We start from the raw sequence: 15,143 nt of genomic DNA on the forward strand, positions 1-15,143 counted from the left end.
GAACTGGAAGACGCTATCAACAAGAAAATCAGTAAAACTATAATAACTAAAAGTCTTATTTACGATATAATTAGATGAGACGCCCTATCTGATTTTCGCCTGTGCGCCTTTATTTCGAACTCGGTAGGTTGTGTGACTGAATTATAGTACTGCCACTTAAGGCAGAAAGGACACCCACATGATTAAATTATTTGACGATTCCAAGCCGGGAGACGTTTCAGAAACGTGGACGTATAACATAGACTTCAATGATACTAATATCTGGGTAGACGGTAGCCAACTAAGCACGTCCAAGCAGTATGCAAAGCTCAAAATCTGGAAAGGCAACTATTATTTACGACAGCTTGCCGGAACCGATTCAGCAAACAAGAATCAGATGGTGTACTACGAGACCGTTAAGAAAGATAAAGTAGGCAAAGAAAGAAAGAGCATTCTTGCCACAAATTACAGACGCTATGTTCTAGAGATCAAGCAGAAAAAGTCGATTAAGGATGCCGATGAAGTACTCGTTTTATTGATGAAAAACCCAAGCTCGGCCAATGTTATTGAAGCCGATACCACGGCTAATCTTGCGGCCCACCTGTTAAATTCGAAGCTTGACCACTACAATCACATTATCATCCTTAACTTACTCCCCGTTGTTACTCGTGGAGTTATTCGCTTGAGAGGGTACGTCGATGATATCAGCAACAGTATTGAGAACGTGATGTATCGCAAGGAATCCATTCGACTCCCGATTGAAGAGAGGGCGGGCGACGGTCATCTATCTGCGGAGACGGATAGCCAGACAACCGAGATAACAGCGGAGGAAATGAAAAAGCATATCAAGCTTAATTGCGCGAATATCATTCACTCCCCTGGCCATCTTTCCTTAAATCGCAGAATCATCAGTAATGTCATAAAAGAACTAGATGACCATCAAATTAACTATGACGTGATGATTGCGACCGGGGCAATCGATGGTGCTAACAGCCCCACCATCGATGGGAAAACCAAATCTATGGGAAAAGATGCGCAACTAATTTTACTGGACCAATATAAAAAAATCATGGAGATAGTCACCACCCCTTGCAAAGGTGACGTTAATAATCCCAAACATCGCTTGTTATCAACGATAATTCTAAAGAGTTCCAAGACTTACGGATATTCCCGCCACCCCTCCGCAACTACGAAAATAGACGCAGCAGCAAATGGGCTACCCAATCCAATTGGAATACAGCTCAATAGTAAAGGAGAACCCTCAGATATTTTGTGGGACGAAGATAGTACTCAACTGCAAGACGGCGGTTTAAGAGAGAGATTATAATTAATACCAGCGTAGAAAAACTGATATAAGATCTTAATTCACTCATGCCGCTAAAGTTGTTTAAACGTTGCTGCGACTGGCGGCATAAAAAGTACGCCCCGATGCGTCTAACTAGGAGCCAATAATAAGACCCCCTTTCAAAATTAAAGGGGGTCTCTTTCTGTTACTTACAACTTAGGAACAGGCTGTGGATCCGGCTCTGCAAAGCCCGTCCCTGCGCGGTCTTCTCGCCTACCGCTGATCACAAAGTCGCCTTGGTCATCGACCTGATAGCCATAGCCATCCAGTCGCAGCTGCCGCGGAAGGCCCCATTCTTCGGCCATCGCCGGCGCTCCCACGAGGAAGACTCGGTAACGCCGCACTACGGTCGCTCGCGCTGAGAGGGCTTCCCGGACGATGTACACCCCGCCGTCACCATGTTTCGCCTTAAGGGTCGGCCGCCCAGCTGCGATCACCATGCCCCCGGGAGACGTCTTCATAAAGCTGCCCGGGAACCCAGGCTGGGTCAATTGACTGAGCAGGTGTTGGCGCGAGCCTTTAGCCACCGCCTGCGTTGCCACATTGTAGTCCTGGGTCCGGATCACCGAGTGGTCATCGAAGAATTCGTTGAAGGCCTGCTCGCACTCGGTGCTGAGCATGATAAAACTGTCGGCCTGGTTGACGGAACGGTAAGGCGGCACGAGCCGACCACTAGTGAGCGTACGATACCACAGGGCGGACAACACTGAATCGCGAAGGTAAGCCGTCAATGCTTCCCACGTCACCGTTTCGTGGGCCGCAATGACGTGATCAGCGATCCCTGGCCGCACTGATATCACGTCGCCATCCTTCATCATCGTATCGATCCGCAGCGGCTGGCAACCTTTCTCGCTTTTAACGTCTGAGGGCGAAATGAACTGCGCGATCGGTTCGCCCTTGAAGGCTTTGATCGCGGCGTGCAGGGCTTGCTGATGAGCCTTATCCATCAGATACGTTTTGGGTTCCTCAAACAAATTAGGGGGCATCCGGTCGTAAATGACCTCAGCCTGATCAGGATCATCCGGGTTTTCAAGGCAAAGTGACACCTTGGGCAGTTCCAGGTGGCCCTGAACATCGCGATAGGCCGGCCAGTATTTAACAAACAGGCGCCTGGACACCTTCTTGACCGCCGCGTCAAACGCCATCGCACTGTCAAGTGTATACATCAGTCTTCCTCCTCTTCGTCATCATCCTGCTTTGGCTCATCATCGTCATCATCCCAAGGATCATCCCCATCCAGCCATGCACAGTTGTTCAGCCAGATGCTTTGATCACGATTGACCACAAAAGACTTCTGCCACAGCCCTAGCTTCTCCAATAACCGCTGAGCGTCGGCGATGATCAGCTTAAACATTGCCCCGTCTTTAACGATTGCGGCATGAATGCCGGCGTCAAGGCACCAAGCCGCCAAGGTCCGCTGCGGAACAACCACCGCACCGACGCGGTCATCATCGACCTTCCGCACGGCGTCTTGGGTAAAGTGCGCCTGCCAGTCCGGAGCGATGAGGCCCATCAGGCTGCTTCCCGGCTGCAGACTCAGTGTGATTGTCCCGGGGAGCGTGTCATCTAAGCGCTGGGCAAGGCTAATGCATACGCTTTTCAGCGCGCTGTCACTGAAGTAACTCGCCAGTCGAGTGCCTGAGACCTTCTTTCGTGCTGGCGCCTGCAGCTCAGCAATCTTACGCCGTTCTTCCCTTACGCTCAGCTCACTGACCCACACAGGCTTTCCCGCCTCACCTTCGACCGGATCGGGTAAGAATTCTTCTCTGTGTTCATCCCTGCCAAAAGTCTCGGCACAAGCCTTTAGCACGCGCTTTGTATCAAGAAAAGGCGAGTTATTCAAATGGGCCAGCGACTGGCGCAGTTCCTCGTCGTGGACTGCTCGCGGCTCCCACAGCAGCCAGAGGTGATTCAACTGGTCGGTATAGTACACGGCAAAATGGGCCGGATAGTGCACGCCTCGCTGGTTTCGATAGTCGGGCCAAAAGGCGACCCGCAGGCGCTCGTCGATCATCCGCATCGCCTCTTGCATCTGCACTGCTTGGCTAAACAGTATCTTCATCATTTCGATCCTCCTAGTAAAGTTCAAACCCACCATACCGGCGCCGATACGCCCACCCAAGCGTCTGCCACTGCGGCACTAATCCCAGTGCCTCGACAAACTGGGCGATGCCTAGAACGACAAGATGTAATCCATGGTCCTCGTACATCGCGAGCGAATAGTCGCCGTAATTCGTCGTCATGGCTGGTGTTGCGCCATTAAACTGCCAAGAGACGGTTGCGTGCGCGCCAAGCATGAGCCAGGGGCGGGTCGCCGCCACCGCCTGAGTCGCAAAGCGTTGCGGCGCGCCTTGACGGAGCATGGCGCAAGCCGGGGCATTAGCACAGTTCAGGTGAAAAACGCCGCGCTGGGCGACGCGCTCGCCCACATCCTGCCGGGGCCAGACAAAGACATGGGTGAAATACCACCGCACCGCGCCTAGATCCAGCAGCGTCCGTACCTGATGATTCGCGGCACGCTCGGCAAGTTGCTGCTGCCCAATCCTCGTCCACCGCGCTTGCTGCGCTGCCGTCAGCTGATCCACGCGCACCGGGACGTGCGGCACCACGGTTTCGTCTGGCACATACGCGTCAGGCGCATAGAAGGCGCCCAGCTGAGCACAGTCAAAATGCCGCGCGATCGCCACCGCCTGCCCTTCTTGCCAAACCGTGTAACTCGGTGGTGTATCAGCAGTTGCCGGCTCAAAAACCAAATATCGCGTCGGGTCAATCGCTTTGATCTGCCGGTCCAGCATCAGCACCGCTGAAAGGGTCATCTTGAGGGTCTCTTTCAACTGCTGGCACCTCCTTTGGGGTAATGTGAATTGTTCCATCTACTTGCTCCGCCCACTGCCAGCCCTCGCCCGCCTGTTCGATCACCGCCGGTATCTTCAACCACCGATAAAATGCCGCGGCGCGTGGCACCAGCAGCCTCACCACCGGTTCTTTTCGCAGTGGCTGATACGGGCCCATTGCCCGCACCAGATAGGCAATTCCCGATGGCAGCTGAAGCTTAACGTAGACATCCTGATCGGAAATGATGCCTGAACTCAGGTGTGCTTCAGGGACGATCTTTGCCGCGGCAAACCTAGCGATGCTGTGAGCGGCAAATGCTTCGGCAAATCCGGGCCTGAAAACCGTCAGGGGCAATGGATCACCGAACACTTCTTCACCCGGTAAGACAACTGGATTCGGATTTAATGGCATTAACCAGTCGCCTGTCACCTGACGTTGAACTTGCTTTAACACGACCTCAGTTAGCACCGCCAAGTCGAACATGGCCTCAGCCCCTGACCAAGTGCGAGCCGCCGCGGCGTCATCATCTTCTCGTATCCGCTGCGCCACCTGCTCAGCCGTTAAGCCATCAACTCGGACGCCGTGATAACTCCCGTCACGCTCAATCGATGCCACGGTTGGCAGCGAGATGGCCGTCTTTGCGGCTTGATACTCATCCCGGAAGCGCTGGTGCACGGCGGCCAGCATGGCGAGGCGCTTCGCTGAGATCGCCGGCGCTCCCAGTCCCTCAGGATTATCTGAGTTAAAGTACCGGGCTGCTTCCGAAACATCATCGGGATCGCTCACCCAGATTTCATAGCCTGATGGCACCACCGTGTTACGCAGGTCTCGGTATGGCGGGTCATAGATGACGTAGACGCGCGAAACGATTTTCTTAAGCGCTTGGTCCAACTGAAACGCAAAATCTAGTGAGATCATCCCCTTACCTCCCTATAACAAACTGCCATCACCCAGCGGCTCGAACCTGCGCTCGAGTTGCTGCAGCCCATCAAACGCGCGCCAAACGTCTGCGGTAGTTCCTAACCGTAAGACATCGCAACGCCGCCCGCCGTTGTGGCTCAATACTGCGTCGAAGCCTAGTGAATTAGTCAAGGACAGCATCGGCTCGCCTGGTAGCAGCGGGATCGCCCCCTGCCATTCGGCATTCATCGGCGTGACTGCTCGTGCCATGACCGCTTCATAGCCTGACAACATGACCTGGCGCTCGTCGGGACATCCCGGACGCAGCGACAACTCGATGACCGGTAGCACGATCCTGCCTCCATGCCAGTCGTCCTCCTCTGCGAGGCGTGTGGCACAATAGCCCCGCAACGCGGTTAAGCTGACAACATCTTCAAGCGCCACGCTTTTGCGACGTTTAGCTAGTTCGGCCTGCTTTTCCTCAACTCGTTTCAAAAGAGCGGGAATCGTCCTCTCATTCACAGCGACCGCCAGCGGATTGGGCTCGTCTGCAGCCAGCGTCTGATACCGCTCAGCAGAATAGCTCTGGCTAAGGGTCTCGATCGTCTTCAGCGCCGCGTTCAGTAAAGCCTTCGGGACGTTCAGCGGGCCTTTGCGGGCATCGCGGAAATACGGCGATTGTAGGCCCATCTGCAGTGAATCCCACACAATGACTTCCTTGCCCTCACTGCGATAACTCACCATGATCTGCGCCATGTAACTCACGCCGCGTCGGTTCTTGTATGCGGGATAGAACACGACCGCAAATCTGTCGGATAGCCGCCGCAGCGCCGTTTCAATTGCAATGGCCTTACGAATGGTCATCGTATAAGTTAATGTCCGCATCAGCCGACCTCCTCATGCCACCATCGTGACAAGTTGAAGTATTTTGCCAGGCACAGTTTCTGTAAAGTATTCTGGCAAATTATTATTAGGCAGCTGAATCCTGGTCTGACGCGCTCCCATGGCGTATTGGTCGCTGAAATAAGCAGCTACTGTTCACGAAACGGTAGCTTGGCAACGCAAAGAATTCTTGCCCGGCCTATCCCCCTCTCACCTCCAGGCGAATCATCGAGAACACCAAAAAAGCGCCCCTGCCAAAATGGCAGAGACGCTTGGGAGGTGTAATTGGGCTGCGGCGGGCAACGCGGGAGTGTGTAGCTACGCCCGGCACTTCACTCGCTCTGCGAGTAAAGCGCCAGGCTAGGCTACCCATCCCGCTAAGAGCGCCCGCCTTCGCACCTTAACTGGGCTACGGTTCGACAACGCGGGAGTGATTTGCTACGCTCAGGGCCTCGTCGCCAAAGTTCGGCGACAATGTCCTGAGCTATGATCAGCCTGTTGCCATTCATGGCATACAGGCTGACATGCGGAGCGGCAAATCATCCCGCTAAATACGTCGAACCTTCGCACCTTACTTTGTAAAGTACCTCGCCTTAATGTTCTTCAAATACCCGCCGACGATCTTGAGGAAAGTCCGCGACTGGACGATGTTCTTGGGGTCCACGTACTCGCGGATCGCGCGCAAGGTCCGCTTGGGATCACGCGTCGCAAACGGGAAGGCCCCGCTTTTTTTCGTGTGGACGGTGAAGCGAGGAATGTACTTGCCGCGGAACATCACCGTCGCCTCAACAAAAGTGACCTCGGTCCACGGGATCTGAATGTACTTTTGCACGTTGCGATCGGCAAACCACTCCAGACCGCGGTCACCCACCATCATCTTGCCGTAATCCGCGATCCCCATGTAGGACGTCGCGTCGACGGTGAGATCCACCTTGGTATTGATCGACTTCACTGGCTCTTGCATCAATATCCCTCTTTCAGCACTTTTCTTTAATTATACGTCACTCGTTCCGGTGGTTTGGGCAAAATCAGGGCCGACGCCGTGCGCTGGCACGCCTTGCTTAATCGGGTTTCGGGTTTGCAACGCGGGAGTGGTCAGCTACGCCTGAGGCCTCGCCGGCAAAAAACGCCGGCAATGCCTCAGGCTAGGCTGCCCATCCCGCTAAGTGCGCGAACCCTACACACCTTACAAAAAAACCCCGGAGCATCTGCTCCGAGGTCAATCGGTCTGATGTTACATGAGACCCCAGATGTGGAAGACAATACCAACAACGAAGAGGCCCAGGATAACGATGATTGGGGAAACCTTCTTCTTGAGGAGCCACATGCACAGCAGGGTCAGCAGCAGCGCTGCCAGGCCAGGGATCAACTGATCCAAGTTGCTTTGCAGCGTGGTGACCTTAACTTTGTCCAGCGCCATGCCGCCAGCCTGCTGGGTCAACGCTTCTTTGATCCCGGCAGAGCCCTTTGGCAGGGAGTTCCAGTCAATGTAAGCACCCTTTTGCTGCGTGATCTTGGAAACGATTGGGGTGAACTTAACCGTAACCCAACGGTTGATCAGAGAACCCAGGATGAACATCCCGAGGATGGAAGCACCCTTGGTGACATCCTGCAGCAAGGTCCCGGACATGTCGTCCGCGATCCGTGACCCGGCCTTGTAGCCGAATTCCTGGGTGTACCACATGAAGGCTACCCGCATCAGGTTCCAGACCACGAAGAAAATGATTGGGCCCATGATGTTCCCGGCAAGGGCCAAGGAGGCAGCCAGCCCACCAAGGATCGGACGAGCGGTAAACCAGAAGACTGGGTCGCCGACACCGGCCAGCGGGCCCATCATCCCAATTTTAACCCCCTGAATGGCAACGTCGTCGATTGGCGCGCCATTAGCGCGTTCCTCTTCGAGGGCCAGGGTAACACCGATAACTGGAGAAGCCAGGTACGGGTGGGTGTTGAAGAATTCCATGTGACGCTTCAACGCCTTGATCCGGTCTTCCTTAGCTGGGTACAGCTTCTTGATCGCTGGGACCAAGGAGTATGCCCAACCACCGTTTTGCATACGTTCGTAGTTCCATGAACCCTGAAGGAAGGTAGAACGCCAGCAGACCTTGATCCGGTCAGACTTGGTCAAAACGTACTTGTTTGGTGTTTTTTCGATTGAATCAGCCATTATTTTCTCCCTCCTTCACTAATAATTGTCGATAATGTCGCCGACTGGATCGCCGGAGCCATTGTTGTCGGAAGAACCGCCATTGCTGCTAGAAGAGCCGCCCATCTTGGACAGGGTCAGGTAGATCAGCGCCAGGGAGATACCGATCGCGCCAAGCCCGATCAGCGTCAACTGGGAAATGGTAGCCAAAACGAAACCGATGATGAAGAATGGCCATACTTCGCGCGTCGCCATCATGTTCAGAACCATGGCGTACCCAACGGCAACGACCATGCCACCACCGATGCCCAGGCCATCCGTCAACCACTTAGGCATGAGGCCAAGCAGGGAACGAACAGGACCGGCACCAACGGCCAGGATCAAGCCGGCAGGGATCGCGATCCGCAGACCCTGCATGGCAATGGCAACGTACTGCCAGAAGTCCAGCATCTTGAAGCTGCCTTCTTCAGCCGCGTGGTCCATCAAGTGGACAACCGCGGTAGCAAGTGTGCGGACCAAAGTGGTCAGCAGCAGGCCGGCAACGGCCAGCGGAACGGCAAGGGCGATCGCGGAGTTAACTCCGGCGCGGCCCTGGCCACCAAGAACCAAAATAATAGCAGAAGCGACAGAAGCCAACGCCGCGTCAGGCGCGATCGCGGCACCAACGTTTGCCCAGCCAAGGGCGATCATCTGTAAGGTCCCGCCAAGGATCAGGCAAGGAAGAAGCTGGCCTGTTACCAGACCGATCAGCGTGCACGCTACAACTGGCATGTGGAATTCGAATTCATCAAGAACCCCTTCCATCCCTGCCAGGAACGCCACGATGAGGACCCCGATGATTTGAAGAAAGTTCAAATCCATGTGAATATCCTCCTTAAATTAAATTAGGAATATAAACTATTTCTATTTGTTGTTCTGAGCGTTCAGCGCGTCTTGCGCCTTCTTCAGGATCGTATCCATGTTGTCCTTACTGTCGGTTGGGACTTTGCGGACATCGAACTTGATTCCTTGCTCTTCAAGCGCCTTGAACGTATCGATATCGGTCTGGTCAAACGCCAGGACCTTGTTCGGCTGAACTTTACCAACGGAGTGCGCCATTGAGCCAACGTTGAGCTCAGTCAGCGGTACGCCGCCATCGATGGCTTTCTTCGCGTCTTCCGGTGTTTCGAATAATAGAAGAGCACGTTCGCCACCAAAGTGCTTGTCGTCTTTGGCGATCTTGATCATCTGATCGATCGGGATAACGTGCGCTTTGACACCACTTGGTGCCGCCTCGGTGATCAAGGACTTACGCAGCTTGTCGTGCGCAACGCCGTCTGAAACGACAATGATACGAGTAGGATTGGTTTCCTTGCTCCATGCGGTCGCAACTTGGCCGTGGAGCAGACGGGAATCGATACGAGCCAGAACGTAGCTCATCTTCCCTGGCTTGCCGCCGCTGACATGCTTAGCAGCAGCTGCTGCTGGCGCCGCCTTTGGTGCAAGCTCTTCAGGCTTGACTTTGATACCGTCTTTACCTGACTCAATAATGTGCGCTGCAATCTCGTGCGCTGAATCCATGGACAAACGGGAACCGTATGCCTCGATGAGCATTGGTAGGTTCAACCCAGTGACGATCGCCCACTTATCTTTGTGTGCCTCGAACAACCCATTGGACTGGTTGAACGGAGAGCCGCCCCACAAATCGATAAGGAACAGGACTTGGTCATCTGAGTCGAGCTTCGCAATGGCTTCCTCGAGGTGTGCTTTCAAGTCGTCTGGGCCTTCGTTGGGCTGGAACGTTACTGCTTGAACGTTCTGCTGTTCACCGAAGATCATCTGACCTGATTGCATAATGCCTTTGGCAAAATCGCCGTGGCTAGCAAGGATGATTCCGACCATTGTTTGTCGCCTCCTATATTTATTTTGGTCAAGGGAAGCGCTGACACTCAGTTCTAGCGCAAAACTAGGCCTTGCTTTCCCTTTCCGAAGGCTAGTATGAACAAAAATGGTGGCGATTGCAAAGGATTAGTGACGCGAAATGTTGTCCGTTTTCATGAAACATGAGTCAAGTCACGGCGTCGGGCGCATAAAATTTTTATCAAGTTTTTTATTGCTTCGGCATTGGTCGAACCAATTGTCTATAAAACGCGTACCAATGTCCGTAATATCGGCAACGCCGGCCTAAAACCAGCATCCTTCGTCAGTGTCTTGATAAGACAATAATCCGATGACACATAAATAAAATTCGCTTAACCGAATTTTCTCCCCTTGCTCAGAACTCAGCAAAGTTGTTAACCCCATCAATTCGGACCCCTAAGATTCTGGAATACTAACCGGCTTGACTTGGCAAGTCCCGCAACAAGCCTAGGCAGCTTGGCTTTGCCCTCTTTCGGTCCCACCTGCAACCAAAATCCACCGCTCCAGAGGTACCCGCAAATTTTCGGTTAGTTAATCTTCCTGCCTTGCATATGGAGGCAGGGCAGATATGAATGGCCGTCGCCTATCGACCATCCCCGTGACCGTACAATGTCAATCACTACTGCCTCGCACGACTAGCTTGCCGTATTTCACTGATGTGGCAACCTACTCGCAGGGGCGCCCTGCCAAGAGCCGGGCGTGTATGATGGGCGCCAAGGGCCGGACGGCCGGAGCAGGGAGGGGGCTCAGCAGTGAAAACCTTGTTGGCGATTTATCGCCTACAAGGTGGCCCGACTGAGAGACTCGCAAAGCGAGGCTCGAAGCGGTGCCCACTGCGTTCCAGCCCCCTCCCTGCGGAGGCCGTCCTGCCCGCCCCCTTTTCCAATTGGCTTGACAGAAGATCCCCAGAACATTACACTTGCAAGCGACAATTAAATACACCACTAAGAAATAGAGGTCGCGGAAACGACGAACGCTGAGGAGTGCCTGTCACGATGAATCAGCCGTAAGCGAATCCGCCGAAACGTACCTTGCCGCAGGGGCAGGGCACGTTGGGCCAGTTGGGGAAACCCGCTGGACTGTCGAAGCCTAGCTTCGGAGCGCTATGATTCTGGTTTAACCACTGAAATCATCGGTCGGCCTATTTCACTTATAGGTCGGCCTTTTTACTTCTCTATTTCCCGCGTGGTTCACCGGGGCAACCTGGGACAACACGAAGGGAGTTTTTACATCATGAAGAAGCACATTTGGGGTCGCCTTGTCAGCGGCCTGGCACTGCTCGCCGTCGCGGCGGGCCTAGCATCAACCAGTCAAGCTAATCCCGTCCAGGCGGCGGGCGGCACGTTCAAGGTCGGCATGGAGGCCGGCTACGCGCCGTTCAACTGGACACAAAACACCGCGGCCAACGGCGCCGTCAAGATCCAGGGCAGCGCCGATTACGCCAACGGGTACGACGTGCAGATGGCCAAGAAGGTCGCCAAGGCCCTCGGCAAAAAGGTCGTCGTCGTCAAGACGTCCTGGAACGGCCTGCCGCCGGCTTTGACCTCCGGCAAGATCGACGCCATCATCGCCGGCATGAGCCCGACACCTGAGCGCCGCAAGACCATCGATTTCACCAACACCTACTACGCCAGCAAGCTGACCGTCGTGGTGCGCCGCGACAGCAAGTTCGCCAAGGCCAAGAGCATCCGCGATTTTAAAAATGCGAAGATCACGGCCCAGCTGTCGACCTTCCACTACCAGGCCATCAAGCAGATGAAGGGCGCCATCAAAGAGCCCGCCATGGATAACTTCCCGGCGATGCGGGTGGCCCTGGAATCCGGCACCATCGACGGCTACGTCTCCGAAGTGCCAGAAGGGATCACGGCGGAAAACGCCAACCCGGACCTGACCTACCTGCGCTTCTCCAAGGCCAACGGCTTCAAGACCAACCCCGAGGACGTCGACCTGGCCATCGGGGTCCGCAAGAACGACCCGGACAAGGCCAAGATCAACGCCGAGCTGGCCAAGATCTCGCAAAAGCAGCGCGATCAGCTGATGAACGAGGCCGTTGCCAACCAGCCGGAAACCACCAGCCAGGGCAACTGGCTGCTCGCCCTGCTCAAGCAGTACGGCCCGATGTTGCTGCGCGGGACCGGCATGACACTGCTGATCTCCCTGATCGGCACGGTCGTCGGCTTCCTGATCGGCCTGCTGGTCGGCATCGCCCGCACCACCCCGCGGCCCAAGACCCGCGGCAAGCGCGGCCTGCGCGCCGTCGCCAACTGGCTTTTGGCCGTCTACATTGAAGTCTTCCGCGGCACGCCAATGATCGTGCAGGCCGCCGTCGTCTACTACGGCGCCGCGTTGGCCTTCCACGTCAACATGGACCGCACCGTCGCCGCCTTGTTCATCGTGTCGATCAACACCGGGGCCTACATCTCCGAAATCATCCGCGGCGGGATCACCTCCGTGGATGAGGGCCAGTTCGAGGCCGCCCACGCGCTGGGCATGACCCACTGGCAGACGATGACCAAGATCATCCTGCCGCAGGCGATCCGCAACTCCCTGCCGGCCGTCACCAACGAATTCATCGTCAACATCAAGGACACGTCGGTGCTGTCCGTCATCTCCGTCTCCGAGCTGTTCTTCAGCGCCGAGACCATTGCCGGGCAGAACTTCCAGTTTTTCCACACCTACCTGGTCGTGGCGGGCATCTACCTGCTGCTGACGTTCACCATCAGTCGGCTCTTCCGGATCGTCGAAAAGCACATGGACGGCCCGAAGAACTACAACGTGATGAACAACCAGATGCAAGTCGAGACCCCGACGATCAAGTAAGGAGGACCCTAATATGTCAGAACCCATCATTGAAGTACGTAATTTGAAGAAGTCCTTCGGCAGCCACGAGGTCTTGAAGGACATCAACTTCACCGTTGAAAAAGGCGAGGTCATCTCGATCATCGGCCGCTCCGGCTCCGGGAAGTCGACGCTGCTGCGGAACATTAACCTGCTCGAGACCCCGACCGCCGGCGACATTTTGTTCCATAACCAGAGCATCCTCACCGATGACTTCAACCTGCCGCTGTACCGCGCCCACGTGGGCATGGTGTTCCAGTCGTTCAACCTGTTCAACAACCTGACCGTGCTGGAAAACGTCATGGTCGGCCAGCAGACCGTCCTGAAGCGCAGCCCCGAGGACGCCAAAAAGCACGCCCTGGACCTGCTGAACACGGTGGGCATGGACCCCTTCATCAACGCCAAGCCGGCCCAGCTTTCCGGCGGCCAGCAGCAGCGCGTAGCCATCGCCCGCGCCGAGGCCATGGATCCGGAAGTCCTGCTGTTCGACGAGCCGACCTCCGCGCTTGACCCCGAAATGGTCGACGACGTCTTAAACGCCATGACCGCCCTGGCCCACACCGGCCTGACGATGATCATCGTCACCCACGAAATGGCCTTCGCCCGCGACGTGTCCGACCGCGTCGTCTTCATGCACGAAGGCGTCATCGAGGAAACCGGCACCCCGGACGAGCTGTTCGGCCATCCCCAGCACCAGGCCACCCAGGACTTCCTTAAGCGGTACCTGAGCCGGATTTAGGCTAGGCCGGCTGCGAATAGGCTGAGCCCTAAAGTGGTTTCCACCTAAAACGTAAGCACCCCGCCATCACGATTCGAAGGACGAATCGCGACGGCGGGGTGCTTTCGCGTCTGGGCTGCTTTGGGGAACGCGATTAAGCCGTTTTGTCTCACCTACTTTTTGACTCTTTCGCACCGGGAGCGCTGTCTCTTATAAGCGCCAGTTTCAAGCGATAAGGCCAAGGCGTAGTCGATATTTGGATATGACAATGTTTGCTGAGGGAAAAAGTGCCAAAGGACGAAATCATTATATAGTAGACGAACAAATACTTCGACGACGCTCCCCCCTATGAAGATCACCGACATTTTATTAGCCATATGTGCTACAATTGGAGTACAAAAAAGTGAGGTGATTGCCATGGCGATCAAAGACCGAATTCAGGTTCGTATCGATCACGAGACAAAGAAAAAAGCCGAGGACAATTTGAAAGCCCAAGGATTGACGCTTTCGGAATACACCAGGATAATGGTTGCAAACGCAGCTCAAGGGAATATTAAGCTAAGGTTCGAAACGCCAAACGCACAACTTGAATCTTCTATTAAAGAAGCAGCCGATTTTCTCGCTGGTAAAGAAGATCTCAAAGGCTATACCAATGCAGAATCCTTGAACAAAGAGCTTTTGAAATAGAAATGAGGCCAACCCATGCGTAACACCATCGTGCCTACGCACAACTTCAAGAAGCACTTTAAGCAAGTCAGGCGCGTTGGTCATTGGGATCGGATCTTCGCCAAGCCCTCAAATTTTGAGGGGACCAAATTGCCAGCATGGGATTTTATCCTAAATTGCCTCATCTTCGGCCAGCCAATTCCAAGCTATTTTTACCCTCACCCAATTACCCCTTCGAAGCGCTTAATGCAGGAAATTAAGCGTGCCGTTGGCTCAGAGCACGGCCCAATTCGTGTTATTGACCTCCATTTTGACGGGCATAATGGTGACAATCTTCTGGTTTATTGCCCAGTGCTCAAACAGAACCTAGTTATTCTGATCGATATTGGAACGCACGCAGATTTATTTCAGTAGCGAGCTACTAAAAAGCCGCAACCGAGCACCAAGAATTTGGTGAGCGTTGCGGCTTTTTATTGACCTCAAGACCCGGCGGTAAAGAGCGGCGGACCTAGGTTGGTGTAATCGGGCTGCGGGTCGACAACGCGGGAGTGGCTAGCTACGCTCAAGGCCTCGCCGGCAAAGTACGGCGGCAATGCGGCAGGCTAGGCTAGCTGTCCCGCTAAGTGCGCGAACCCTACGCACCTTGGCGTAATCGGGCTGCGGGTTCGCAACGCGGGAGCATCTAACTACGCTCAAGGCCTCGCCGGCAAAGTTCACCGGCAATGCCTTGAGCTAGGTTAGCTGTCCCGCTAAGTGCGCGAACCCTACGCACCTTGGTTTAATCGGGCTGCGGGTCGACAACGCGGGAGTGGCTAGCTACGCCTGGCGCTTCACTCGCTTTGCGAGTAAAGCACCAGGCTAGATAATATGAAGTGACCCCCTAGATTGTCGACACGGGGATTTAGATTGATAATGTTGTTAGCTAAAACAAACAA

The 15,143-nt window shown here is 54.7% G+C and carries 14 protein-coding genes and 1 riboswitch; of the genes, 5 read left to right on the forward strand and 9 right to left on the reverse strand.

From position 1 onward, the window contains the following. Positions 1–178 precede the first annotated feature (178 nt). Positions 179–1,306, forward strand: coding sequence for a DUF1643 domain-containing protein (locus EKM85_RS06740; protein WP_125585507.1), 1,128 nt, complete (start codon positions 179–181; stop codon positions 1,304–1,306). Between the two features lie 167 nt (positions 1,307–1,473). Here the strand turns inward: EKM85_RS06740 and EKM85_RS06745 are convergent, their stop codons facing one another. From EKM85_RS06745 to EKM85_RS06785, 9 genes are all read right to left on the reverse strand, one after another. After that, on the reverse strand, positions 1,474–2,490 hold the full coding sequence (locus EKM85_RS06745) for a hypothetical protein (RefSeq protein ID WP_125585508.1): 1,017 nt from the start codon (positions 2,488–2,490) through the stop codon (positions 1,474–1,476). Next, positions 2,490–3,389 (reverse strand): hypothetical protein, encoded by a 900-nt coding sequence (locus tag EKM85_RS06750; RefSeq protein WP_125585509.1) that lies wholly within the window; start codon positions 3,387–3,389, stop codon positions 2,490–2,492. The genes EKM85_RS06745 and EKM85_RS06750 overlap by 1 nt, the downstream gene beginning before the upstream one ends. 10 nt (positions 3,390–3,399) lie before the next feature. Then, positions 3,400–4,158, reverse strand: coding sequence for a hypothetical protein (locus tag EKM85_RS06755; protein WP_125585510.1), 759 nt, complete (start codon positions 4,156–4,158; stop codon positions 3,400–3,402). Further along, complete coding sequence (locus EKM85_RS06760; protein WP_125585511.1) at positions 4,091–5,077, reverse strand: hypothetical protein; 987 nt, start codon at positions 5,075–5,077, stop codon at positions 4,091–4,093. The genes EKM85_RS06755 and EKM85_RS06760 overlap by 68 nt, the downstream gene beginning before the upstream one ends. 12 nt (positions 5,078–5,089) lie before the next feature. Then, complete coding sequence (locus EKM85_RS06765) at positions 5,090–5,944, reverse strand: hypothetical protein (protein ID WP_125585512.1); 855 nt, start codon at positions 5,942–5,944, stop codon at positions 5,090–5,092. A gap of 568 nt (positions 5,945–6,512) precedes the next feature. Then, positions 6,513–6,905: a DUF956 family protein gene (locus EKM85_RS06770; RefSeq protein ID WP_125585513.1), complete on the reverse strand. Its 393-nt coding sequence runs from the start codon at positions 6,903–6,905 to the stop codon at positions 6,513–6,515. 270 nt (positions 6,906–7,175) lie between these two features. Next, a complete protein-coding gene (locus EKM85_RS06775; RefSeq protein WP_125585514.1) occupies positions 7,176–8,108 on the reverse strand; it encodes a PTS system mannose/fructose/sorbose family transporter subunit IID in 933 nt (310 codons plus the stop codon). 18 nt (positions 8,109–8,126) lie between these two features. Then, positions 8,127–8,948 (reverse strand): PTS mannose/fructose/sorbose transporter subunit IIC, encoded by an 822-nt coding sequence (locus EKM85_RS06780; protein ID WP_125585515.1) that lies wholly within the window; start codon positions 8,946–8,948, stop codon positions 8,127–8,129. A 42-nt stretch (positions 8,949–8,990) separates the two neighbouring features. Beyond that, a complete protein-coding gene (locus EKM85_RS06785) occupies positions 8,991–9,968 on the reverse strand; it encodes a mannose/fructose/sorbose PTS transporter subunit IIA (RefSeq protein WP_125585516.1) in 978 nt (325 codons plus the stop codon). Positions 9,969–10,930: 962 nt separating this feature from the next. Then, a riboswitch (Lysine riboswitch) is annotated at positions 10,931–11,100 on the forward strand. A gap of 119 nt (positions 11,101–11,219) precedes the next feature. On the opposite strand from EKM85_RS06785, the gene EKM85_RS06790 reads away from it, so the two are divergent. The 4 genes from EKM85_RS06790 to EKM85_RS06805 all read left to right on the forward strand — a co-directional run bounded on the left by EKM85_RS06790 (position 11,220) and on the right by EKM85_RS06805 (position 14,622). After that, on the forward strand, positions 11,220–12,806 hold the full coding sequence (locus EKM85_RS06790; RefSeq protein ID WP_125585517.1) for an ABC transporter permease subunit: 1,587 nt from the start codon (positions 11,220–11,222) through the stop codon (positions 12,804–12,806). Between the two features lie 13 nt (positions 12,807–12,819). After that, positions 12,820–13,563, forward strand: a complete 744-nt coding sequence (locus EKM85_RS06795) for an amino acid ABC transporter ATP-binding protein (protein ID WP_125585518.1) — start codon at positions 12,820–12,822, stop codon at positions 13,561–13,563. 327 nt (positions 13,564–13,890) lie between these two features. Continuing rightward, positions 13,891–14,229: a type II toxin-antitoxin system RelB/DinJ family antitoxin gene (locus EKM85_RS06800; protein ID WP_125585519.1), complete on the forward strand. Its 339-nt coding sequence runs from the start codon at positions 13,891–13,893 to the stop codon at positions 14,227–14,229. Positions 14,230–14,244: 15 nt separating this feature from the next. Next, positions 14,245–14,622, forward strand: coding sequence for a type II toxin-antitoxin system RelE/ParE family toxin (locus EKM85_RS06805; RefSeq protein WP_125585520.1), 378 nt, complete (start codon positions 14,245–14,247; stop codon positions 14,620–14,622). Positions 14,623–15,143: the final 521 nt, after the last annotated feature.

It is taken from the genome of Lacticaseibacillus jixianensis, from assembly GCF_003946485.1.
Classification (GTDB): Bacteria; Bacillota; Bacilli; order Lactobacillales; family Lactobacillaceae; genus Lacticaseibacillus; species Lacticaseibacillus jixianensis.